The organism is Thioclava sp. DLFJ5-1 (genome assembly GCF_002020115.1).
Taxonomy (GTDB): domain Bacteria; phylum Pseudomonadota; class Alphaproteobacteria; order Rhodobacterales; family Rhodobacteraceae; genus Thioclava; species Thioclava sediminum.
In genome coordinates, this window is record NZ_MPZU01000001.1 from 1,125,361 (window position 1) to 1,146,265 (window position 20,905).

At 62.1% G+C, this 20,905-nt stretch carries 25 protein-coding genes; 10 read left to right on the top strand and 15 right to left on the bottom strand.

Annotation, left to right across the window (positions count from 1 at the left end):
• Window positions 1–12: 12 nt before the first annotated feature.
• The 8 genes from BMI86_RS05370 to BMI86_RS05405 form a co-directional block, all read right to left on the bottom strand.
• Window positions 13–1,422 (bottom strand): plasmid recombination protein, encoded by a 1,410-nt coding sequence (locus BMI86_RS05370; RefSeq protein ID WP_168173788.1) that lies wholly within the window; start codon window positions 1,420–1,422, stop codon window positions 13–15.
• Between the two features lie 368 nt (window positions 1,423–1,790).
• Complete coding sequence (locus BMI86_RS05375) at window positions 1,791–2,669, bottom strand: SMP-30/gluconolactonase/LRE family protein (RefSeq protein ID WP_078540081.1); 879 nt, start codon at window positions 2,667–2,669, stop codon at window positions 1,791–1,793.
• Window positions 2,670–2,695: 26 nt separating this feature from the next.
• On the bottom strand, window positions 2,696–3,622 hold the full coding sequence (locus BMI86_RS05380; protein WP_078540082.1) for a 3-keto-5-aminohexanoate cleavage protein: 927 nt from the start codon (window positions 3,620–3,622) through the stop codon (window positions 2,696–2,698).
• A gap of 4 nt (window positions 3,623–3,626) precedes the next feature.
• Window positions 3,627–4,568: a 3-hydroxyacyl-CoA dehydrogenase gene (locus BMI86_RS05385; protein WP_078540083.1), complete on the bottom strand. Its 942-nt coding sequence runs from the start codon at window positions 4,566–4,568 to the stop codon at window positions 3,627–3,629.
• Complete coding sequence (locus tag BMI86_RS05390) at window positions 4,568–5,362, bottom strand: SDR family oxidoreductase (protein WP_078540084.1); 795 nt, start codon at window positions 5,360–5,362, stop codon at window positions 4,568–4,570. Before BMI86_RS05390 ends, BMI86_RS05385 begins: the two co-directional genes overlap by 1 nt.
• Window positions 5,363–5,376: 14 nt before the next feature.
• Window positions 5,377–7,440, bottom strand: a complete 2,064-nt coding sequence (locus BMI86_RS05395) for an ABC transporter permease (protein ID WP_078540085.1) — start codon at window positions 7,438–7,440, stop codon at window positions 5,377–5,379.
• Window positions 7,437–9,008, bottom strand: a complete 1,572-nt coding sequence (locus tag BMI86_RS05400) for a sugar ABC transporter ATP-binding protein (protein ID WP_078540086.1) — start codon at window positions 9,006–9,008, stop codon at window positions 7,437–7,439. Before BMI86_RS05400 ends, BMI86_RS05395 begins: the two co-directional genes overlap by 4 nt.
• A 76-nt stretch (window positions 9,009–9,084) precedes the next feature.
• Window positions 9,085–10,200 carry a sugar ABC transporter substrate-binding protein gene (locus BMI86_RS05405; RefSeq protein ID WP_078540087.1) on the bottom strand — a complete coding sequence of 372 codons (1,116 nt, stop codon included), beginning with the start codon at window positions 10,198–10,200 and terminating at the stop codon, window positions 9,085–9,087.
• A gap of 122 nt (window positions 10,201–10,322) precedes the next feature.
• Here BMI86_RS05405 and BMI86_RS05410 point away from each other — a divergent pair, with 122 nt between their 5' ends.
• The 3 genes from BMI86_RS05410 (at window position 10,323) to BMI86_RS05415 (ending at window position 11,766) form a co-directional block, all read left to right on the top strand.
• Window positions 10,323–11,015 (top strand): GntR family transcriptional regulator, encoded by a 693-nt coding sequence (locus BMI86_RS05410; protein WP_246831628.1) that lies wholly within the window; start codon window positions 10,323–10,325, stop codon window positions 11,013–11,015.
• A gap of 130 nt (window positions 11,016–11,145) precedes the next feature.
• Window positions 11,146–11,280, top strand: coding sequence for a hypothetical protein (locus BMI86_RS21530; protein WP_281480099.1), 135 nt, complete (start codon window positions 11,146–11,148; stop codon window positions 11,278–11,280).
• A gap of 129 nt (window positions 11,281–11,409) precedes the next feature.
• A complete protein-coding gene (locus tag BMI86_RS05415; protein WP_210402693.1) occupies window positions 11,410–11,766 on the top strand; it encodes a response regulator in 357 nt (118 codons plus the stop codon).
• Between the two features lie 20 nt (window positions 11,767–11,786).
• Here the strand turns inward: BMI86_RS05415 and BMI86_RS21535 are convergent, their stop codons facing one another.
• The 4 genes from BMI86_RS21535 to BMI86_RS05430 form a co-directional block, all read right to left on the bottom strand.
• Window positions 11,787–12,056: a sensor histidine kinase gene (locus BMI86_RS21535; protein WP_281480107.1), complete on the bottom strand. Its 270-nt coding sequence runs from the start codon at window positions 12,054–12,056 to the stop codon at window positions 11,787–11,789.
• A 298-nt stretch (window positions 12,057–12,354) separates the two neighbouring features.
• Entirely contained in the window at window positions 12,355–12,516 is a 162-nt protein-coding gene (locus BMI86_RS21195) for a hypothetical protein (protein ID WP_168172819.1), read from the bottom strand.
• Window positions 12,517–12,583: 67 nt separating this feature from the next.
• Complete coding sequence (locus tag BMI86_RS05425) at window positions 12,584–12,802, bottom strand: hypothetical protein (RefSeq protein WP_078540089.1); 219 nt, start codon at window positions 12,800–12,802, stop codon at window positions 12,584–12,586.
• 56 nt (window positions 12,803–12,858) lie between these two features.
• Complete coding sequence (locus BMI86_RS05430) at window positions 12,859–13,065, bottom strand: cold-shock protein (protein ID WP_075777127.1); 207 nt, start codon at window positions 13,063–13,065, stop codon at window positions 12,859–12,861.
• Between the two features lie 710 nt (window positions 13,066–13,775).
• Here BMI86_RS05430 and BMI86_RS05435 point away from each other — a divergent pair.
• The 6 genes from BMI86_RS05435 (at window position 13,776) to BMI86_RS20890 (ending at window position 17,039) form a co-directional block, all read left to right on the top strand.
• Complete coding sequence (locus BMI86_RS05435; protein WP_078540090.1) at window positions 13,776–14,045, top strand: DUF982 domain-containing protein; 270 nt, start codon at window positions 13,776–13,778, stop codon at window positions 14,043–14,045.
• A gap of 466 nt (window positions 14,046–14,511) precedes the next feature.
• Window positions 14,512–14,718: a cold-shock protein gene (locus BMI86_RS05440; RefSeq protein WP_078540091.1), complete on the top strand. Its 207-nt coding sequence runs from the start codon at window positions 14,512–14,514 to the stop codon at window positions 14,716–14,718.
• Between the two features lie 181 nt (window positions 14,719–14,899).
• The gene (locus BMI86_RS21200) at window positions 14,900–15,052 is read left to right on the top strand and encodes a hypothetical protein (protein WP_165757045.1); all 153 of its coding nucleotides are present in this window, start codon (window positions 14,900–14,902) and stop codon (window positions 15,050–15,052) included.
• Window positions 15,053–15,418: 366 nt separating this feature from the next.
• A complete protein-coding gene (locus BMI86_RS05445) occupies window positions 15,419–16,363 on the top strand; it encodes a J domain-containing protein (protein ID WP_078540092.1) in 945 nt (314 codons plus the stop codon).
• Window positions 16,360–16,689, top strand: a complete 330-nt coding sequence (locus tag BMI86_RS05450; protein ID WP_078540093.1) for a chaperone modulator CbpM — start codon at window positions 16,360–16,362, stop codon at window positions 16,687–16,689. Before BMI86_RS05445 ends, BMI86_RS05450 begins: the two co-directional genes overlap by 4 nt.
• 143 nt (window positions 16,690–16,832) lie before the next feature.
• On the top strand, window positions 16,833–17,039 hold the full coding sequence (locus BMI86_RS20890; protein WP_078530865.1) for a hypothetical protein: 207 nt from the start codon (window positions 16,833–16,835) through the stop codon (window positions 17,037–17,039).
• 422 nt (window positions 17,040–17,461) lie between these two features.
• Here BMI86_RS20890 and BMI86_RS05455 read toward each other — a convergent pair whose 3' ends face one another.
• Together BMI86_RS05455 and BMI86_RS05460 are read right to left on the bottom strand one after the other, a co-directional pair.
• The gene (locus tag BMI86_RS05455; RefSeq protein WP_078540094.1) at window positions 17,462–18,385 is read right to left on the bottom strand and encodes a transglutaminase family protein; all 924 of its coding nucleotides are present in this window, start codon (window positions 18,383–18,385) and stop codon (window positions 17,462–17,464) included.
• Between the two features lie 78 nt (window positions 18,386–18,463).
• Window positions 18,464–18,970: a hypothetical protein gene (locus BMI86_RS05460; protein ID WP_078540095.1), complete on the bottom strand. Its 507-nt coding sequence runs from the start codon at window positions 18,968–18,970 to the stop codon at window positions 18,464–18,466.
• Between the two features lie 617 nt (window positions 18,971–19,587).
• Between BMI86_RS05460 and BMI86_RS05470 the strand changes: the two genes are divergently transcribed.
• Window positions 19,588–20,331, top strand: coding sequence for an endonuclease/exonuclease/phosphatase family protein (locus BMI86_RS05470; protein WP_078540441.1), 744 nt, complete (start codon window positions 19,588–19,590; stop codon window positions 20,329–20,331).
• Here the strand turns inward: BMI86_RS05470 and BMI86_RS05475 are convergent.
• Complete coding sequence (locus tag BMI86_RS05475; RefSeq protein WP_078540097.1) at window positions 20,320–20,883, bottom strand: cytochrome b; 564 nt, start codon at window positions 20,881–20,883, stop codon at window positions 20,320–20,322. The genes BMI86_RS05470 and BMI86_RS05475 overlap by 12 nt on opposite strands.
• Between the last annotated feature and the right edge of the window lie 22 nt (window positions 20,884–20,905).

Sequence of the window (20,905 nt, forward strand, 5' to 3'; positions counted from 1 at the left end):
AAGCGCCCAGGGTCACCCCATTCCCGGTCCGTCAAACTCCTCATCGCGCACCGGCTGCAGCGCACCAACGCCGGTCTCCACGGCTTGCACCAGAAGATCCAGAATACCCTGGATCATCCGGTCTTCGTCGCTCTCGCCAAGCGCCTTGAGGCAGTGCGGCAAATCCTCCATCACGACAGCGCCATTCGAAATTTCAGCACGGCCTTCGGTGAGCGCGGTTATGACCTCGCCAACGGCGGCCTGCTTTTCCTCGAACGCCCGGCCTCTGCGATCAAGCTCCCTGGATCGTTGATCTACAAGCGACCTGATATCCACCAGCCCGCGCATGGGTCGCAAGAGCCCCACGCGCAACTCCTCCGGGAGCGCCCGTAGAAGAGATACGTCCTTCATCATGAGCTTACCCGTGGCCGGGTCGCGCCGCAGGGTTCCATCTGAAATTTCCGCAAGGGCACCCTCCATCGCCGTAAGCGCGCCCCTGTAGGTCGACTGAGTTTTCTTGGCCTCAGCGCGCGCCGCCTTGACCTCCTCCTCTCGCTTGACAAGTTGGTCTGCCATGAGCGCGTGCCTGTCTTGCGCTTGGCCGAGATCTGCTTCGTTTTTGTCGATACTCACCTTCCGCCGGTCGAGCCCATCCTCGCGCTCTTGCTGCTTGTCCTCTCGCGCCCGAACATCCGCATCCCGCGCATCGAGATCCCGCGCGCGGGCCTCCATTTGCGTTTTCTGTGACGCTAGGGCGAGGCGCTCGGTGCGTTGCTCCTCGCTCAGACGATCGAGATCTTTGCGCCCCTCCTCGATCTCGGCCTGGAGCTCTGCCTTCGCGACCTCCATTGCAGTGAGTTCTGCTTCCCGCTCTTCGATCTCCCGCGGGAGATCTTGGTGGAGAGCCCGGACACTCCGATGTAGTGTCTCGACATAATTCGCTCCTGCGGCAAGGCGATCGAGCTTGCGATGTCCGCGCTCTATTTTGGGGCAGAAGCGCGCGAGCACGCCGTGCGTAATATCCTGAATCGAGGTGGTGGCATCACGCTTGATCTCGTCGCTGAGCGCGTGGCCGGAATGGTCGTAGGCGCGCAGCATGAAATGCGCGTGGATCGTCGTTTCATCGAGATGAACGACCAGTGACTCCACCTTTGTGGCGAACTTCTTGGCGAGGCTCCGGACAAGTCTCTTAAATGCCTTGTTCTGCCGCTTCGGCGAAAGCTTCTTGAAATCTCGTGCGGCAAGCACGCCGAGAGTGATCACTCCTATCATGACCACGGCCGCGTTCGATTTCATTTTGCGCTGCCGACCGGCCTTTTCGCGAAGCCGCGCATTCTCGGCGCGCACCTGTGTAAGCGGACGCAACCGGATCAGCACGCGGTTGTCGCGCAGCTTCGTCTGGTCGACATAGGCGGGGATGCGCCCCAACCGATAGTCATGCATGCGCTGACTCTTCGCCTTTGAGAGGGTGCAGGTTTGTATATGGGTCGACGCGGTCCGAGGATTGGATCGGGCGAGATTGGCGGGAGGGTTTGCAAGATCTTTCATGGGACCCAGTGTCCCTCGCCGACCTGAAAATTCCGGTCTGAAAATTTCAGGAAAATTCCATGCTTCGTATCGGAGAGAGTTTGGAGTGGCAGACCTACTAGGGATAACTTTCCCAGAGAGGCGAATTTTGCACTGCTCCCTTTGGGAAACGAACCGCCACGATCAGTCCGAGCGCTGGCCGCTCTCCGGTCTCACGCAATCGTTCTGGATGCGCCTGCGCGCCGAGTGCGCGCAGGGCCTTGGAGGGGGGCGGCTTTGAGCACTCAGCCGCCGAAGCGCGGCTCCGGCACGCCTTTCACGCCGAGACCGCGGATCGCGAACAGGCTGCCACGCTGAACACCGTCGTCGGGGAAACGCGGCAGCGGAGGCTTCGCCATCGACGTGACGTAGAGCACATCGAGATCGGGGCCGCCGAACTGGACGCTCGTGACCTTCTTCACTGGCATCGGGATTTCCATGTCGAGCGTGCCGTCCGGTGCGAAGCGGCAGATCCGCCCGTCATAGACCAGCGCCATCCAGTAATAGCCCTCCGCATCGACCGTCGCCCCGTCCGCGGCGCCGCCGTTCGAGGTGTCGGCCTTCGCGAAGGTGCGACGGTTCGAAATGCCGCCGGTCTCGATATCATAGTCATAAGCCCACATCTCACCGGTCCAGGTATCCGTGAAGTAGAAGGTCTTGTCGTCCGGCGAGAAGCACGGCCCGTTCGAGCAGATGATCCCCTCCTCGAGCTTGGTAACGCTCAGGTCGGGATCGACGCGGTAGAGTGCGCCCAGCGGCCCCTCTTCCTGCATATCCATCGAACCGGCGAAAAACCGACCGCGCCGGTCGCATTTGCCGTCATTGATACGGGTCGTTGCGAGGTTGGCCTCCGGGTCGTGCAGCAACTCGCAATCGCCGCTGTCGAAATCGAGCAACCAGAACCCCTTGTCGAGCGAGACGATGGCCCCCTTGCCGTCCTTGCGCACCGCCATCGAGCCGATCTTGCCCGGCACGTCCCAGGCGCGCAGTTCCGTGCCGTCCGCAGTGCAGCGAAACACCCGTCCATCCATCGAGTCGATGAAATAGAGCCGCTGGCTTTCGACGTCCCAGACCGGGCCCTCACCCAGTGTCGTCTTCACGTCGAGCAGAATATCGATCTGCATGTTGGTCTCCTCCCTTGGTATCCGGTTCAGAAGTTCACGGCGTCGCCGCCCTTGAGCGCAAGCATCTCGCGTGCCTCGTCCGGCGTCGCGAGCTCGAGGCCCAGCCCCTCGACGAGGGCGCGCGCCTTGGCGACCTGTTGGGCGTTGCTCTCTGCAAGCTTGCCGCGCGAGATCCAGATGCTGTCCTCGAGACCGACGCGGATATTGCCCCCCATGCTCAGTGCCTGTGTCGCGATGCGGAACTGGTCCTTGCCGGCCCCCAGAACCGACCAGCGGAAATCCTTTCCGAAGAGACGGTCTGCCGTGCGCTTCATGTGCATGACATCCTCGGGATGGGTGCCGATCCCCCCCAGCAGGCCAAAAACGGACTGAACGAAGAACGGCGGCTTCACGAGGCCACGGTCCGCGAAATGCGCGAGGTTGTAGAGATGCGAGATATCGTAGCATTCGAACTCGAACCGGGTGCCGTTGTCGTAGCAGGTCTCCAGCACGTATTCGATGTCCTTGAACGAATTGCGGAAGACGAGGTCACGCGAGCCCTCGAGATGCTCGCGCTCCCATGCGTGCTTGAACTCCTTGTATTTCGCGAGAAGCGGGAAGAAGCCGAAATTCATCGACCCCATGTTGAGCGAGGCGACCTCGGGCGCCCATTGCGCCGCGGGCTTCGTGCGTTCGTCCACCGTCATGTAGGGCGAACCGCCGGTGGTGATATTCACCACCGCATTCGTCGCCTGCTTGATCCGGCCCAGGAACGGCGCGAAGGCCTCGGCCGACTGGTCGGGCTTTCCAGTTTTCGGGTCACGGGCATGCAGGTGCAAGATTGCGGCCCCCGCCTCGGCCGCCCCGATCGCGGCTTCGGCGATCTCGTCGGGCGTGATGGGCAGGTGGTCCGACATCGTCGGCGTATGAATGGCGCCGGTCACGGCGCAGGTGAGGATGACCTTGTCTGGCATTCTATCAATCTCCGATTTCGTCTGTTGCGCGGCGCTTGTGAGCGGCGAGCGCCATGAGGCGCCGGTCTCGCCACGCCTGCCGCTGAGCAAGCTCGTCTGCGGGAAGCGCCGCACGGCGCTCCGCCTCGATCCGGTCCAGCACGGGGCCGCGCCAGTCCGCCGCGGGTTGCCCCGCCATGCCGTCGTAAATGCCGCCATAGCGCGTCACATATTGCCGCACGCCCTCGGGCGCGTTGAGGTCGATGGTCTCGAACGGGCCGATGAAGGACCAGCGAAGCGCCAGCCCTTCGCGCAACCCGATATCGACGTCTTCAGTGCTGGCATATCCATCGGCCACAAGCCGGAACGCCTCATGCAGAAGGGCGCCCTGAAGGCGGTTCATCACGAAGCCGTCGATTTCCTTCTGCATGACGATCGGGCGCATGCCGGCGTCGCGCAGAAGATCCGCTGTGCGCTCAAGAAGCGCGGGATCGGTCCAGGGCGCAGGCACCAACTCTGCGGCGGGCACGAGATAGGCAGGATTGATCGGATGATTGACCATGACCCGGTGACGTCCCGCGAGCCCCTCGGAAATGGCCGAAGGCAGCAGAGCCGACGACGAGGAGGCGAGCACGGTATCAGGCCCGGCAATCGCGTCGAGACGTGCGAAAATTTCGCGCTTCACTCCGATTTCCTCGAAAGTGCTCTCCTGCACGTGCCGCGCGCCCTCGAGCGCCTCTTCGAGCGTGGCGACCGGCTCGATGCGCGCGAGGGCTTCCTCGGCGGTTCCGGGGATGAGGCCCAGACGCTCCAGTTCCGGCAGCATCTCGGCGGCGAAGTCGCGCGCGGCCTTTGGCGCGGCGGGAACCTCGTCCCACAGCCGCACCGGATGACCGGCACGGGCGAACACGATGGCCCAGGCACGCCCGATAAGCCCCGAACCGACGCAGGCGACAGGCTCTTTCATCACAAGGTCTCCACATTGCCATCGACGGGGAAGCTCTGCCCCGACAGGTTGCGCCCGGTCTCAGCGATCAGGAAGGCGGCCATGTCCGCCACGTCCTCGGGCGGGGTCATCCGGCGCAGCGAGACGTTCGACAGATACCGCTCGGTCATCTCTTCATGGCTGATCCCGGTCTGATTCGCGCGAGCTGCGATCACGCCTTCGATCCGCGGCCCTTCGATAATGCCGGGCAGGATCGCATTGGCACGGATATTCTCCGGGCCCAGCTCTTTCGCCAGGCTCTGGGTGAACCCGATCACCCCCCATTTCGCCGAGGCGTAGGGCGTGCGGAACGCATAGCCGAACTTGCCCGCCGAGGAGGAGATATTGACGATCGCTCCGCCCCCTGCCGCGCGCAGCATCGGCACCGCTTTCCGCGTGCATAGGAACTGACCTGTCAGGCCGATATCGAGGCAGCGCCGCCAATCCTCGGGCGAGATTTCGTCGACCGAGCCGGTGGGCCCCGCAATGCCGGCATTGTTGACCAGCGCATCGAGCCCGCCGAGGGTGTTGCCGATCGCTTCGAAGAAAGATGCCACCGCAGCTTCATCCGAGACGTCGGCGCGCAGGGCCACTTCGGCGCCCAGCTCCTGCGCGGCCCGTTCAAGCGCGGCCTCATCGATGTCGCAGATAGCCAGCCGCGCGCCTTGCCGAGCCAGTTCCCGCGCGATGCACAGACCGATGCCGGAAGCGCCCGCCGTGACCGCAACGCGTTTGCCCTCGAGGCCGGGCAATTTCATCCTGGATGTATCACTCATCGAAATCTCCTTGGTTATTTGCGCAATGCGATCACGGCCATCAGGATGACGAGCCCGAAGAACACTGAGCGGAATGCGAAGGGCAGCGCGGTGCCGGCAAGCAGGGTCTGCATCGCGGTCAGCAGCAGTGCGCCCCCCAGCATGCCCGCGTAATGCCCGCGGCCACCGGTGATCAGCGCCCCACCCACGACGACGACCGCGATCGAGGGCAGAAGGTAGTCATCCCCCATCCCGAGGCTCGCCTGTCCGGAAAAGCCCGCCAGCAGAACGCCGACCAGCGCCGCGCAGAGCGCCGAGAGGATGTAGACAGAGATGATGACCCGTCCTGTGCGCACCCCCGAGAGGCGCGCCGCCAGTTCGCTGTTGCCGACCGCGTAGACCCGGCGCCCGAACCCGGTGCGTCCCAAGAGGACGATCGCGAGAGCGACGAAGGCGGCCATGAAGATGATCACCGGGGTCACGCCCATCAGCTTGCCGGTCATCAGCCAACGCAGCGAGGGCGGTGCGAACCCGGCGGGCGTGCCGCCGGACCAGATCAGCGCCGCACCCTGAAGAATGCCGTTCATCGCGAGCGTCACGACGATCGGCGACAGGCCCAGCGCCACGACGCCCAGCCCGTTCGCGAGCCCGATCAGCGCAGCCACCGCGAAGACGACCGGCAGCGCCGTGAGCAACCCCATGTCTTGGCCGCCAACGAGCCCGGTCAGCATCACGCCCGACAGCGCGATGCTCCAGGGCAACGACAGGTCCAGCCCCCCGGTCAGGATCACCGCGCCCTGCCCCAGAGCGAGAATCGCGAGGAAGCTCGAGAGCACAAGGAGCGAGTCCCAGTAGCGCCAGCCGCTGAAGACATTGCCCAGCACCAGCTGCGTCGCGATCAGGACCACCACGAGGCAGATCCAGGCGGGCAGAACGTGGCGCAGCGTATGACCGTGACGTTGCAGGAAAGTTTGCGCGGGGGCGGTCTCTGCCGGTCGCGTGAAAGCCAACCTGTGATCCTCACCCGAGCGCTGGCCAACAAGCCATCCGCGCCGTCGGGCGCCGATCGCATCGGTGACTTCGCGCAGGCGTTGCGAGAGCGTGCTGTCACGGCGCAGCGAGCCCGCGAGCACCGCGATCAGGAGCACTGCGCTTTCCGCAATGGTCGAATAGTAAGCCGAGACGTTGAGCGACAGCAGAAGGTTCACGACGATCATCAGGATATAGGCCCCGAGGATCGTGCCCAGCACACCGCCTTTGCCACCGCCAAGACGGGTGCCGCCGATCACCACAGCCGCGAAGGTCGGCAGCAGAAGCGAGTTCCCCACCAGCGGGTCGCCGCTGCCGGTCTGGGCGCTCACGAAAACCCCGGCAAGCCCGTAAAGCCCACCTGCGAGCACGTAGGTCGCGAAGGTAACGGTGCGCGCGTGAAGCCCCGTCGCGCGGGCAGCCTCCGCATCGCTGCCCACTGCATAAAGCGTGATCCCGTAGCCCGTGCGCTTGAGCCAGAGCCACAGCGCCACCAGCACGAGCATCAGCGTGATCGGTGCGGGGAGAAGACCAGGGATCGTGTCACCAAGATAGACAGATGCGAGCGAAGGCGCGACGAAGCCGCCCGGCATCGCCATCACAAGGAGCGTCAGCCCTTGCACGATGAACATCACCGCCAAGGTGACCACGATGGGCTGCAGGCGCACCACGGCCACGAAAAAGCCGTTCACCGCGCCCACGGCCATGCCGATACCGATCCCGATCGCGGTCCAGAGCGGCACGGAGGCCTGCATGTTCGCCGGGTCCATCGAGGTCGCAAGCACCGCGTTGACCAGCGAGACCACCGCGCCTGCCGACAGGTCGAAGCCGCCCGACAGGATAACCAGTGTTTGCCCTGCAGCCGCGATCGCGGAGGTCGCCCCGCCGCTTGCGAGAAATGAGATGTCGAAATAGCTCAGCGGATAGGGGCTCAGCCCCGCGTTCAACGCCATGAGGCCCGCCAGCACCAGCGCCGCGACGATCACGGCCTGTCCGTGACGCAGGCTGCGTAGCCAGTTGGAGGACTTGCGCCGCGGCGCGGCCCCGGATGATAGGCTTTGGTCACTCATGCCCGGACCTCCTGTTTCGGATGTGTCGTGTCTCCCTTCAGCGGTGCGTCCCCGCCGAGCGTGGCCTGCATGATCGCGTTCTCACTCAATTCTTCACCCTCGAGCCAACACGACAGCCGACCCTCGTAGAGGACGCCGACCCGGTCGCACAGATGCACGAGTTCAGGGATTTCGGTGGAATGGAGCAGGACCGAACCGCCTGCATCCGTATAGGCGCGCAGCAGCGCATAGATTTGCTCTTTCGTCCCGACATCGATGCCGCGCGTCGGATCGAAGAGGAGCAGAATCCGACTTTGCGCCACGAGCCACTTGGCCAGCACGATCTTCTGCTGATTGCCGCCCGAGAACGCGCCCGCGGGCAGGTAATGCGCGCGTTCGTCCACCTCGACGGCGGCGAAAGCCCCCGCAGCGGCACGCGCCTCCGCCCCGTCATCGAGAACCGGCCCCCGGTGAAACCGCGAGAGCACCGGCAGGCTGGCATTCTGCCGCCCGCTGAGTTCCAGGAACAAACCTTGCGTCTTGCGTTCCTCGGGCACGAGCCCGATCGCGACCGACGGATGCAGCGCATCGGCCGGGGCTCGCAGATGGAGGGGCGTCCCGTCCAGCTCGATATGGCCCGCGCGCAACCGCTCCTGTCCGAAAAGGGCGGAGAACAGCGCCTCCTGCCCCATGCCTTGCAGCCCGGCGATCCCGAGGATTTCTCCCTTATGTAGAGAAATTTCGGCCTTGCGCAGCTTCGGCCCCGCCGACAGCGCGCGAGTGGCGAGAACCGGGACCTGCCCCGCGATCGCTTTCGGGGCGCGGCGCGGCGGGAAGGCATTCTCGACCGAGCGGCCCACGATCATCTCGACCACTTCGGCATCGCTGACATCCGCGACCTTCGCCGAAGTCACGGACCGTCCGTTGCGCAAGATGGTGAGCGTGTCGCAGAAGGCGCGCACTTCGGGCAAGCGGTGCGAGATGAACAGCACCGTAATCCCCTGCGCGGCCGCGTCCGCGATGATCCGGCCGAGCCAGTCGACATCGCTGCCAGAGAGCGCCGATGTCGGCTCGTCGAGCAACAGGATTTCTGGCTGGCGGTAGAGAGCGCGGGCGATCTCGATCTTCTGGCGCACAGCCAAAGTCAGTTCCTCGGCCAACGCATCGAGATCGACGTCGAGGCCCAGCGCTTCGAAATGTGCGGTCACCTCGCGCCGCGCACGGCTGCGGTCCAGCGTGCCGATGATCGTCCGGCGCGACCGGCCCAGCAGCATGTTGTCGAGCACGCTCAGGTCTGGCACCAGCGTCAGCTCCTGAAAGGCGGTCTGAACCCCCGCTGCATGGGCATCGCGCGCATTGCGCAAATTGACGTCGCGGCCGCCTATTCGGATCGTGCCAGAATCTGGCCGCACGAGCCCCGAGAGCAGTTTCATGGTGGTCGACTTGCCGGCGCCGTTTTCGCCGAGCAGGGCGTGGACGCGGCCGCGAGCGACGGAGAAGCTGACCTTGTCATTGGCGACAGTGGGACCGTAGGCCTTCGACAAGTCGTGAACTTCCACCGCAGGCGCTGAATCGGCGATGCGTGACATGCAATTCTCCGGAATGCGTATGTATGGTGCGGTCTGCGCCCGGCGGCGGAAAGCCCCCGCCGCCGGGCGTGTGACCTCAGTTCTCGGGCTGGCCGACAAGCGCGGCGTTCAGACCAAGCTGCGGCAGATCTTCCGAGAAGATCGAGGCGAACCAGCCGGGGTTCGACACCATCGAGGGCTGGAACACGTTGCACCCCGCCTTCTGCTCATCCCAGCTGCCCGTCTCGCAAAGCTGCACGGTTTCGTTGGTGACGAGGGGCAGCGGCAAGGTGGTATGCTTCGGGATATCCTGCCCTTCGAGCTTGTCGACCGCGAGCTTCAGGGCCAGCGCGCCGGAATAGGGCGGCGAGGCGTAGGAGATCCGGGGTGCGCCCATCGGCGCATAGGGCTTGCTCGCCCCTTCGACCGCTGTATCTGCCGGAAGCATCTGGATGCGCCCGCCATTCGATCCCTCACCTGCACAGGGCAGCAGCTCGGAAGGATCGCGTCCCGCTTCGAGCTGCATGGAATCCGCCGTGTAGCAGCCAACCTGCATCCAGAGCCCGTTGATATCGGACCAGTCGCGGGTGGCCATCAGCTTGTTGAGTTCAGTCCGGGCCACCGCCTGGCTCCACATACCCACGGCCTCGCCGACGATATTGATGCCGTCATGCTGGGCGAAGACTTCCTTGGCCGCCTTGGTCCGGGCGGTATCCACGGACGTGCCGGGCACACCTGTCACCATCACGACATCGCCCTTGCCGCCCATCTTGTCGACCAGCCATTCCGCCGTCTTTCGGCCGGCCTCCTCTTGGTCGATCGTCACGTTATAGGCACAGGGCTCCGTGATCTCTGCATCATAGGCGATGACCGTCACACCACGCGAGCAGGCGCTCTTGACGACGCTGTTTAGCGCAGTGGGCGAGATCGGGTAGACGACGATCGCGTCCGCACCGGCCTGCACCATCGCGTTGATCTGCTGAATCTGGCGCTGGGCGTTCGGCCCGGCGACCTGGACCTCGAGATCCACCTTGTCGGCATAGTCCTTTGACGCGGCGAGCGCCTTGACCATGTTCGAAGCCTCGGCCTGCCAATCGTTCCCGATATAGCTCATCGAAAGATAGACTTTGTAAGGCCCGTCGCTCTGCGCCTGGGCGGCTCCAGCCACGAGACCAAGGGCGCAGGCGGCGCCCGCGATATAGCGTTTGATCATTTCTTCCTCCCATGTCCGGCGACTCTCCCCGGTCGCCTCACGGGATTCACGATCCGATATCTTTGATCAAAAGTCAAAACGTGTTTTATTCTTTTTCGAGCCGGCGTAGTTTAAGCCGTGAAATGAAAGGTCTGACCATGTTCGAAAGCGTCACGCCGCTGAAGCGCGAAACCCTGCAGACGCTGGTGCATCAGCGGCTTTGCGATCTGATTCTGCAGGGCGAGATCGCTCCCGGCGAGTCAATCACTGTCGCCAGCATCGCCAAGGCGCTCGACGTCAGTCCGATGCCGGTGCGCGAAGCAATTTCCCGGCTTATGGCCCTCGGCGCGCTGACCATCGTGTCGGGACGATCCATTGGGGTGCCGCGGCTTGGGGCAGACGAACTCGCCGACCTGCGCAAAGTCCGCTCAGAGGTCGAGACCACCGCGGTGGCCTGGGCGGTCGAGCGCCGCGACCCCGAGTTCATCGCACGGCTGGAGAAAGTCCTCTACGCGATGGAAGCTGCGGAAGCCGCAGGTCAGGTGCGCGAATTCATCCACGCGAATTACGACTTCCACTTCACCATCTACCGGCAGGCAGGCTCTCCCCTTCTGCTAGAGATCATCGGCAATATCTGGCTGCGGATAAATCCGCAGTTCCACCTGCTGCAGCGCCATGGCCACTACCGTGTCTCCAACAAGCAGCACCGCAGGCTGTTCGAAGCGATCCGGGACGGCGACAGCGCTGCGGCCATCGCAGCCCTGCGCGAGGATATCGACAGCGCCTACGAAGTGATCCTCGCCAGCCTCAAGGAGAGCGAAGCCGAGCGCGGGTGAACGGGTTGGCGGGCGATGCTGGAGAGAGCCAGCAACGCCGGCCCGGAAAAGCTACCTATATGACAGACTGTAGGTAGCTTTCTCGAACGGTTGGATTGCGGGGCGGCGCAACAGCGCCGAAAAGGGCTCCATGGATACGCTCGCCATCCTCATCTCCAACCTCGCAGCCCTCCTGCTGCGCGCAGAAACCTGGGAAGCGCTTTTGCTCGCAGGCGCGCTGATCGCATGGCCCGCTGAACACGCGCCCAAAATAGATAAATATTAAATCCGCCAGGGAACCGCAGATGTGCGATAGCGTTGGTCTAGGTCTTCTGACCGCCAGTTGCTCTATCGCAATCGCGTATTGCCCCTGTGTCCTGGCAAAGCGCACCTTCTCCTCAGGCACCAAGGTAATATGATGCGCAACGATGCGACCAAAGTTCTCGTGGTCGAAGACGAGGCCATTATAAGGATGGATCTCGTTCTCGGGCTCGAAGAACTGGGCTATTATGTGCTTGAGGCGAACTCCGCTGATGCTGCACTCAGCCTCCTAGACGCGTGGCAGGATATTGACCTGCTAATTACCGATATCGACATGCCAGGCAAAATGAACGGAGTGGGGCTCGCGCATGAGGTGCGGCGCAGGATTCCCGCATGCCAGATCATCATCATGTCGGGGCATTCAGCGCCGGACACCCTAGACCTGCCCAAGCGCAGTGCTTTTATCCCAAAACCGGTCAGCCCTGGCGAACTCGCAGCGGCCTACACCTGACGGAAAACTCTGAATTTCCTCTATTGCGCCTGAGACGGCATCCTCAACGTGGAGGTCGTGCCGGCTGAAGCGGTGGACTCGACGGTCAACTCTCCACCGTGGGCGCGCGCGATTTCCGCCGCGATGTAAAGGCCGAGCCCCAGATCCTGTAGGCTACCTTGCTTTCCGGGGCGCGAAAAGGGCTGGAATAGTAACACTTGAACAGCATCGGGGATCGGCTCTCCTTGAATAGATGGGGCGGCTACCGTCGCCTCCCTTTCGTCGCCTAAAGCAGCACGGGCTTGGCACACGGCGATGCCGCCTGAAGAGAGCGGCAACCGCTCCAACTATCCACTTATATGCGTTCTGCGTTTTTCACCTAACCCGGCGCAGCTCAGATACAAGCTGCGCGCTTTCCGCACTTGCCGCTCGCACCTATCGAACTGCCTGCAGGCCGTCACATTCGCGATAGCGGCCCCGCTGATCGGATCATTCTTTCCGGTTCTCGGCTTCGCGCCCAAAAGGCCGGGAAATGCCTCGTCGAGAAAGAATTGCGCGGCGGGCGCTTTTTCCCGCCGCTCAGCCTTCTTGCCGGAAATTCAAGAAAGACTATTCCTGAATACCGCCCGGCAGGGCGCTGCGCTCGTCCGGTATCTTCTCTTCGGACAAACTCCGGAAGAAGTGATGCCAAGCAAGAGCGGCATGGCCCTTGGAATGCGCGTGGTCCCTCGTCTGGGACGTCTTGCCCGCAGGCATTTTTTCGACAGCCATATTTCGGCCCTCCCTTTAATCCCCGAGAGATACTCGGGAAATTCCTGTGGATGACCGAAATATCCGGTCAGCGTCGCGGCTTTTTCTCGCGCGGGGACGGTGCCGCAACACTATCGTCCGAATTCCGTTCCAAACGCGCCGCGCGCAAACTCGCGGTCAGCTCCGCTCTTTTCGCGGAATCATCGTCACGGATGAGGCGCACTGCGGCATCCGTCTTGTCCTGAGCCGTCGCGGCTTTCCGAGGCAGATCACGGAAAAAGCCGTCCACATTGTAATTGCGGGGCATATGCCCTCCTTGGTTGCGAAATCCGGCCCACCGGGCCGGATATGGAACCTTTGCGTTCAGCCGAGCGCCAGATCGCAGGCGGACTCACGCCCGTCGCGTCCGGTTTCGATCTCGTAGGTGACGGCCTGTCCGTCATCGAGCTGCGAGAGGCCCGCGCGCTCGAGGGCCGAAATGTGGACGAAAATGTCCCGTCCACCGGTCTTCGCTTCGATAAAGCCGAAGCCTTTGGTCTGGTTGAACCACTTCACGGTGCCATTGGCCATCGTGATGTCTCCTCAAATATTGCGGTCCGCGGAATGCGACAGCCCGGCTCAGTCAATTCAATAAGGCAGACTGAAGCCAAGTAGGGAGACAGGTTGCAGAAGGGAATAACGTAGCCTGTTTGTTCTACGTCAATTTGGCTCATTTAGCAAAGGAAATGCGCGGCGCTCCATCGCGTTGTCCGGCCTCCCCTGACGAAAGCCGATTAATATCGGGCACAATCAATCTGTTGTGCGAAAACGCGGGCGCGCGCTGCAATTTCCTCGCAATAGTGGCGCAGATCGCTTATCTGTGAACTCGCATATCTTAATTCTCGGACCCTGTTCCTTCCGGCTCAGCGACGATCTTGAGTTTTGTCGGGCCGCGCATTTTCGAAGGCGGCATAAGGAAAAGGAGCCTCACCCGGCCCATAGCGCCGTGACGCCGTTCGAGCAGACGAGTCGCTCAGAAAACGTGCCGTGCGGGTTCTGGCCGATTGCACATATTCCACCCCTTGCGCGTTCGCCGCGAGCTTCGCACATCGAAAGTGCCCGATAGTGAGCCGCGCGCGTTGACGCTGACGGGGCACTATCCGAACGCAAAGACATCGCGCGCGCAATACCGCGCGTCGACCCAATTCACCGCATGGCGCAGGCCTCGCCCGCACCGTGCCTCCGTGATCGCGCGACCAGTCAAACTGGTCCCCTCACGAATTCTTGGAAAGATACGAACCTTGATCGAAATTTACTGGGGCAAGCCCATCTCTCTTGTCGTGTCGCCTGAGGGCGACGTCAAAAACTTCAGCACCATCGAGCAGGTGCATCACTGGCTTCGCAAGAAGTGGCCCGTCGCCGACACCGCGCAAGACCATGCGATCGGGCGTGTCGAGGCCGCCATGGACTGCCTCGGTTCCGTGGGCGATGCGCGCAGCGCCTTCCTTGGCGCCGCCGGCACCGCAGGTTTCGTGCCATTTGAACCTGCGACTCGTGCCCTTGCGGCCTGACCGGTTAGCCCCCGCGGCCCCCGTCCGCAGCGGGACTCACCGCGCGAAGCGGATAGGCTGCAGGCGCTGCGATCGAAACTTTTCGACGGCCCATTCGCTGCACCGCAAGCTGAACCTACCGATAGTGCAGAAGGCGGGCCATGTCGGACGAAGCGGCACCGGCAACTACTTCTTGGCGATCCCACTCGGGCTTCCGGCCACCGAATAGAGCGCGCAGGGCAAGACCTTTCTCGATATCGAGAAAGGCCGCCCGCCCTCAGCCCCGAATGCGCATCTGGGTTGAGAGACGCATTTTTCACCTCATTTCTCGGTTGCATCTTGTATCGCCGCCCGCCCGCCCCATATATAGGGAGCTTCGTTATTCCGACCGCACCCTGTCTCCTTCATCGGCCTCAGTTTGCTTTTCGATCTGACCGGCCGACCTGCCGCCTTATGCGGGCAGATTTTCAAACAAGGAGACAACACGATGGCCAATGGCACCGTGAAATGGTTCAACCCCGGCAAAGGCTTCGGCTTTATCCAACCCGAGACCGGTCGCAAGGACGTGTTTCTGCACATCAGCGCGCTCGAACGGGCGGGCCTTTCCCAGATCGACGACGGTCAGAAAGTGACCTTCGAGATCGAAACCGGCCGCGATGGCCGGGAATCCGCCAAGGATCTCGAACTCGCCTGATAAAACCGTTCGCGGACCGGTGTCTTCCGGTCCGCGAACGCGCCCATGTGGCGACAGTCTTCTCTGCTCGAATATCTATGCGCAGTCCAGGTTCGAGACATCTGTAGAACCACCCATCCGGCATCGCGGACCAGGATGTGCGGGCGAGTTCAAAATTCACCTGTCTACGCGGAGAACGATCATGGGCTATTCCCCTCAAAAGAAACAACTCGACCTCAAGGATTTCCTGAGCCAGCCCGCCAAAAAAGGCTTCCGGAAAGGCGTCGGTTTTCGTCGCGCGCCGACAAATCCGACCCCTGTCAAAGCCGGCGCAAAACAGGCCACGGCGAAATAGACAGCTGCGCCGGGATCGTTAATTCCCCTGCTCCCCGAGTGAACTTGCCTGATGGCCGCTCCCCGAGAGGCGGAGCCGATCAGTCGGCGTTCAGTGCAAGCCGTTTTCCTGAAGGCCTATTGAGACGTCTTGATCCTTGTTTTGGGCCACGAAACCCTCATGGGTGATGGCCTCCTCGCTGGCCAAGTTCGCCGTGGGTTCGCAGCCGCTTGGCCCCACTTCGGTCGGGTCCAGTCACTCATGGCATTTCCACATTGACGTGGATCACGGACTTAAGCTCCCTTCTCGTGGCATCCAACTACAAGTGGACCCATTTCCGCACGTGCTCTGTCTTACGATGCATCGCTCGCCGAACAGGATACCTGGATGCCCAATGATCCATACGAAACCCTTGGCCTGACCAAGGCCGCGACAGCTGACGAAATCAAGAAGGCGTATCGCAAACTTGTGCGGACAAGCCATCCTGATTTGCACCCGGATGACGCAGGAGCCGAAGCGCGGTTCAAGGCGATATCGGCCGCCTACGATATCCTGAAAGATCCCGAAACCCGTGCGCGCTATGACGCCGGAGAAATCGACGGCGCCGGCGCAGAACGTCCGCGGCGCCAGTATTACCGCGATTTCTCGGGCTCATCCGACAATACTTATCAGCAACAGCGCGGGTTTGGGCCGGATGTCGATCCGGCAGATATCTTCGCCGACATATTGCGCAATCGCGGGCAGTCTGGCCCTGGCGACTTCGGCGACCGTGGGTTTTCCGCACGCGGCGCCGACGCGCGCTATTCACTCAACGTGCCGTTTCTGGATGCTGCGCGCGGAGCGGAAACCCACATCACGCTGCCCGATGGACAAAGCCTCAGCGTCAAGATCCCACGAGGCACTGAAGACGGCCAGACACTTCGGTTACGCGGCAAGGGGGCGCCTGGCTATGGCGGTGCTCCTACGGGGGATGCGTTGATCACCGTTCTGGTGGGGTCTCATCCGGTGTTCGACCGAGACGGCGATGATATCCTGGTAACGCTCCCCATCACCATCGAAGAGGCCGTTCTCGGCGGCAAGGTCACCACACCGACCATTGACGGCCCAGTTGGACTCACCATCCCAGCGGGCGCAAGTTCGGGCCAGGTCTTACGTTTGCGTGGACGTGGCATCGCCAACGCGAAGCGCAAAACCAAGGGTGATCAGCGGGTTGAGCTGGAGATCGTGACACCACCAAGCATTGACGAGGGCCTGCGTGATTTCCTCACCGAGTGGCGCAAAACACATAGCTTCGATCCGCGTGTCGACTTGATGAAAAGGGCCAGCGCATGACGGACAGGTTTTCCGAAGAGGACGTGATCTCCAACGTCACCCGGCTCACACGAAGTCAGCTTTTGAGCTATATCGAAGGCGAGCTCGTCCGACCGGAAAAGAGTGACACCGGCTATGTTTTCCGCCGCGTCGACATCGCGCGATTGGAGTTATTGTGCGATCTTTCCCATGATCTTGACCTCGACGAAACGGCGCTGGCTATCGTGGTCTCGCTCCTTGACCAGCTGCATGCTGCGCGACAGGATCTCGTTACGATTGCCCGCGCGCTAGACAGCCTGCCACCGGAACTTCAGACGAGTGTCCTGGCAGCGATGAAACGGCCATGAACACAATGCGCCTCTCCCCCTTTGGAGAAAAGACTAACCTCAAAACGAGGACATTTCAGGGGAACAGGTCACCTGTCTTGCAGTAGTATGGCGGCTCGTTTCATTAGCTGCCTCGAAGTGCGGACACTACAGGGAGATTAATAATGGAAGACCCAATTCAGCTCGGCCAAGGCGTATTCGTGACTGGCGCAGAAAAAACGATCTTCCGATTTGAAGGACGCGCACGGGATGGCTTCGTCACTATTAGCGGATCAGGCGGCTTCACGTGCGATGTGCCGGAAGATTGCATTCAAGCTGTCAAAAAGCGCAGCCGGAAGGAATTCGGAAATATCGACTTCCATCGCGACTGACCGCCTGGAATTGAGCCACAGGAACACTCCGGCCTGAGTGTTCCAATCTGGTCATGCGTGGATGAACAGCCTCGATACAATCGTTTCTGGGGGCGATGGACTATTCTAGGCCGCTGTCCAAGCTGACGTGGTGTAAAACGTCCCTACTGATGTGGGGATCCGCAACACTGACATCAGAAAAGAATGCTTGGTTTCTGGCGTCATGATCGCCTCTCCCTGCGAATGGATAGGCCCTCAAGGGTAGCACCGCGTGTCAGAAAGCCTGCACATTCCATCAGTGGACACTCGTTACACTTCGCGCAGACTTGGCTTCAGAAAAAACCTGTAATTTGATCAACCAATGTGAAAGTCGGCTCCAACACGCTTTGCGCAGCCGCACGAGCGATTGAACCCACAAAACGCGCATCATCTGATTAACGCCTTCACAGGTCGTCGAAACCTACCTCCTCCGCCACGGACACGGCGGCCCGCCCGCTTTGAACGGAGACCTCAACAGAGAGATCGTAGAGCGCGTTGCCAAATCCTGAAAAGCTGCCCGAAATCGGTGAGACCTGATGGATGCCTCGACCGACCGCGACCGGTATCAGGTTCTGCGACCCGACGCTGCGATTTGTCGGATCGAATGCGATCCATCCGGCACCGGGGACGAATATCTCGACCCATGCGTGGGTCGCCCCTGAGCCAGCCGACCCCACAAGGTTCATTTCGGGATTGAAGAGATATCCCGAGACGATGCGGGCTCCGAAGCCGAGATGGCGGACGGCCTCGGTAAGCAGGACCGCGAAGTCGCGGCACGATCCCCAGCCTCGGTCGAGGGTTTCGGTCGGCGACTGGGTGCCCTCGTCGTCCCGGCTCTGGTAGGAAATCTGCGTGAACACACCGGTGCTGATGTCCTTCAACAGAGACAATGTGTCGGTCGGGCGCGCCATGACGAAGCCCTCGACCCAGCGGGAAAGGCGGCCTTTGGGGTCTTGGTATTGCGGGGTGGTCAGCGCCCCCAAGTCCGTCCAGTCGTCCGCGGCGTAGAGAAAAGGATACTGGGCTGCCGAGGAAGCGATAGCAAAGACCGGCCAGGCCGACGCGGTCAGTTCCACGGACGCGCGGCTTTCGATTGCCAGATGATCAGTCTGACAGTCGAACACGGCGGTGGCGATCGCGTTGCCGGCCACATCATGCGCCCATGTTATGTGCGCCGCCGGCGTAATGGAGAGCGCGTGCGAGAGCAGCCGCAATTCTCGCGTCTCGCGCGGGCGCAGCATGAACCTGTGCGGCCCGAGAGATACGTCTCCCCGGTATCGGTAGGTCGTTGTGTGAAGAATGTCGAGGCAGGCCAAATGACGCTCCAATACGGTCAGATAAGAGTGGCAGCCACGCCCACAGCCATGTCGGCTAGCAATGGGGCAACGAGACGCCTCGCTAAGCCGCTAATTTCTCGGTCGTGTTTCCGGACTCGTCGGCATCCCTTCGTTTTCGGCGGCCAGAATGGAGGCTTCGTAGCGCCGTCTTTCGGGAGCCGGCAGGGGCTCCAGTCTGGATAGATCAGGATCAGGCGATCGGAATACCGAGTAGAGATGGCGCAGATGCGCCTCCGAGACGCCATCGGCTTCCATCACGAGGCGCACCATCGGATCCGAAAGCATCTCTTCCACGAAAAAGTCCGACAGGGCACGGCCCGTAAGCTTGTCTCTGGCACGCGCGTGATCGAGATCGGCCAGGGAAACGGTCAGCGTCCTTACCAATCCGGGATGTGTGGCTCTGGGATGAAGCTTCACCATGACGGAAGCTTTCCAGGTTTCGGGGTCCTTCCGATCCGGAGGCGAGACCAGCTCCGTCTCTATCTCATACTCTCCCGCCGGGAGTGTCTCGGCAAACCCCGGAATGTTGAACGGGCGGGAAAAAACCGCGACGGTCTTGCGTGTAAGTTCTTCCACTGGCCTAATCCTCTCACATCATGAGCGAATGACCCGCGCCCTTGCCAGGGCCGGGGCGCGGGTCTGCGCAGGTCTTAAGAAGTCTTGGATTTCGCGGGCGCTGCCTCACTGGCGGCCTTAGGCTCGCTCTTCTCGGCAGAAGGCTTGGCAGTCTTCTCGGGCGTTGGCTTCAGCGCCGCTGCGGCCCGAGTAGTCAGGTCCTTGAAGGACATGTCATCGATCCTTTTATCGCCCGACGTCAACTCTTGGTCCATGTCGGACCGGGATGCTTGTCGTCGGTCTGATCTATATGGGGACGAGGGACCTACTTTACGACGGTCAGGCGCCGATGAAACTGAGATCAGGTGCAATTTCCGGTCCAGCCCCCGAACTCCTTAAGCGCATCCCGATCCGATGTCCGGGACATTCGCACGGGCCAGTCAATGGCGAAAGACCCGTGGCAGGTCATCGCGAGAACAACCGGCAGATAGCTGTGTCGGGAACACCGGTGCAAATCACGTGACACCCCGTGGAGCGCAAATGAGCTTCATGCAACTTCTCTGCAATGGCCTGGCTTGCGCAGGGCGGAGCGCCTGGCGATAGTTCGAAAGGAAAATTCAGGACAAGTAGGGATGCGCATGCAAACACTCCGACCTCATGGCCTCGAGTGTGTCACATGGAATGTCCATCGGGGACGCGGGCAGGACAACCGCGTCGATCCGGAACGCATCGTCGACGTGCTTGCATCGGAAGTCTGCGCGCACGGCCCGGAGGTTCTCGCCTTGCAGGAGGCTGATGAGGAAACACCTCCACACGCAGGACTTCTCGATCTCAAAAGGATCGAAGCCGAGACCGGGCTTCGATCCATCCATAGCAACGCGGCGCTGCGCTGGGGGCCGCAGAGCGATGGGTTTCTGGGCGCCATCCTATTTCTCCATCCCGATTTCGAGATCACCGCCACCCATGTCCTCGACCTGCCCGGCCATTGCCATCGCGGCGCGGTGGTGGTGGACACACGAAAGAATGGCAAGGCGCTGAGAATCCTGACCACCCATCTTTCGCTGGGGCAGATGCTGCGCGCCGCGCAAATGCGCACGATCGGGCAGTTCCTGTTTCGGCGCCCGGAGATGCCGACGATCGTGCTGGGAGATCTGAACGAGTGGCGGCCCTGGGGTGGTCTGGCATTCTCGAAAAAGCTCGTCGGGCTGCGCCTGTCGGGCCCGGTGCGCAGAACCTTCCCCGCCACCCGCCCCCTATTGCCGCTCGATCGGATCCTGAGCGACCAGCCCGCTGCCGTGCGCGAAGCGCGGGTTCTCGACGGGCCGGGTATTCGCGTGGCCTCGGATCACCGGCCGCTGGCGGCGCGGGTGCTACTGGCCTGAACGGCGCGGCCACATCCGGCGTAGAAGCCCGTCGCGCAGCCAGAGCGTATGATAGAAGGCTGCGCCGATATGCAGCGCGATCAGGGCAATCAGGCCAAGCCGCGCATAGGCATGAATCGCCTTCGCGGCCGTTTCGAGCCCTTTCTCCTTTGCCACGAGGCGCGGCAGGCCCAGAGCGTCGAGCCCTTCGATCGGATAACCGCCCGCGCGCACGCGCGTGTAGCCCGAAACCACCATCACGAAGACCAGAAGATAGAGAAGCGCATGTGTCACATGGGCGACGCGTGCCTGCCAGTGCGGCGTGGTCGCGGGCAGCGGCGGCGGAGGATGAGCGATCCGATACCCAAGCCGGATCAGCATCAGCGCACCGATGATTACGCCCGCGTTTTTGTGAAAGAGGTAAAGCAGATCCCGGACCGAAGGCGCCAGCCCTTCGGCGATCATCACCTGCCCCGCAGCGATCAACCCGAGGACAAGCACCGCCACGCTCCAGTGCAGCCAGCGGGCCGGGGCCGAATATGCCGCATTCTCCTCATGTCGAGTCTTGCGCATGCTTGCCCCCCAGATTCTCCGA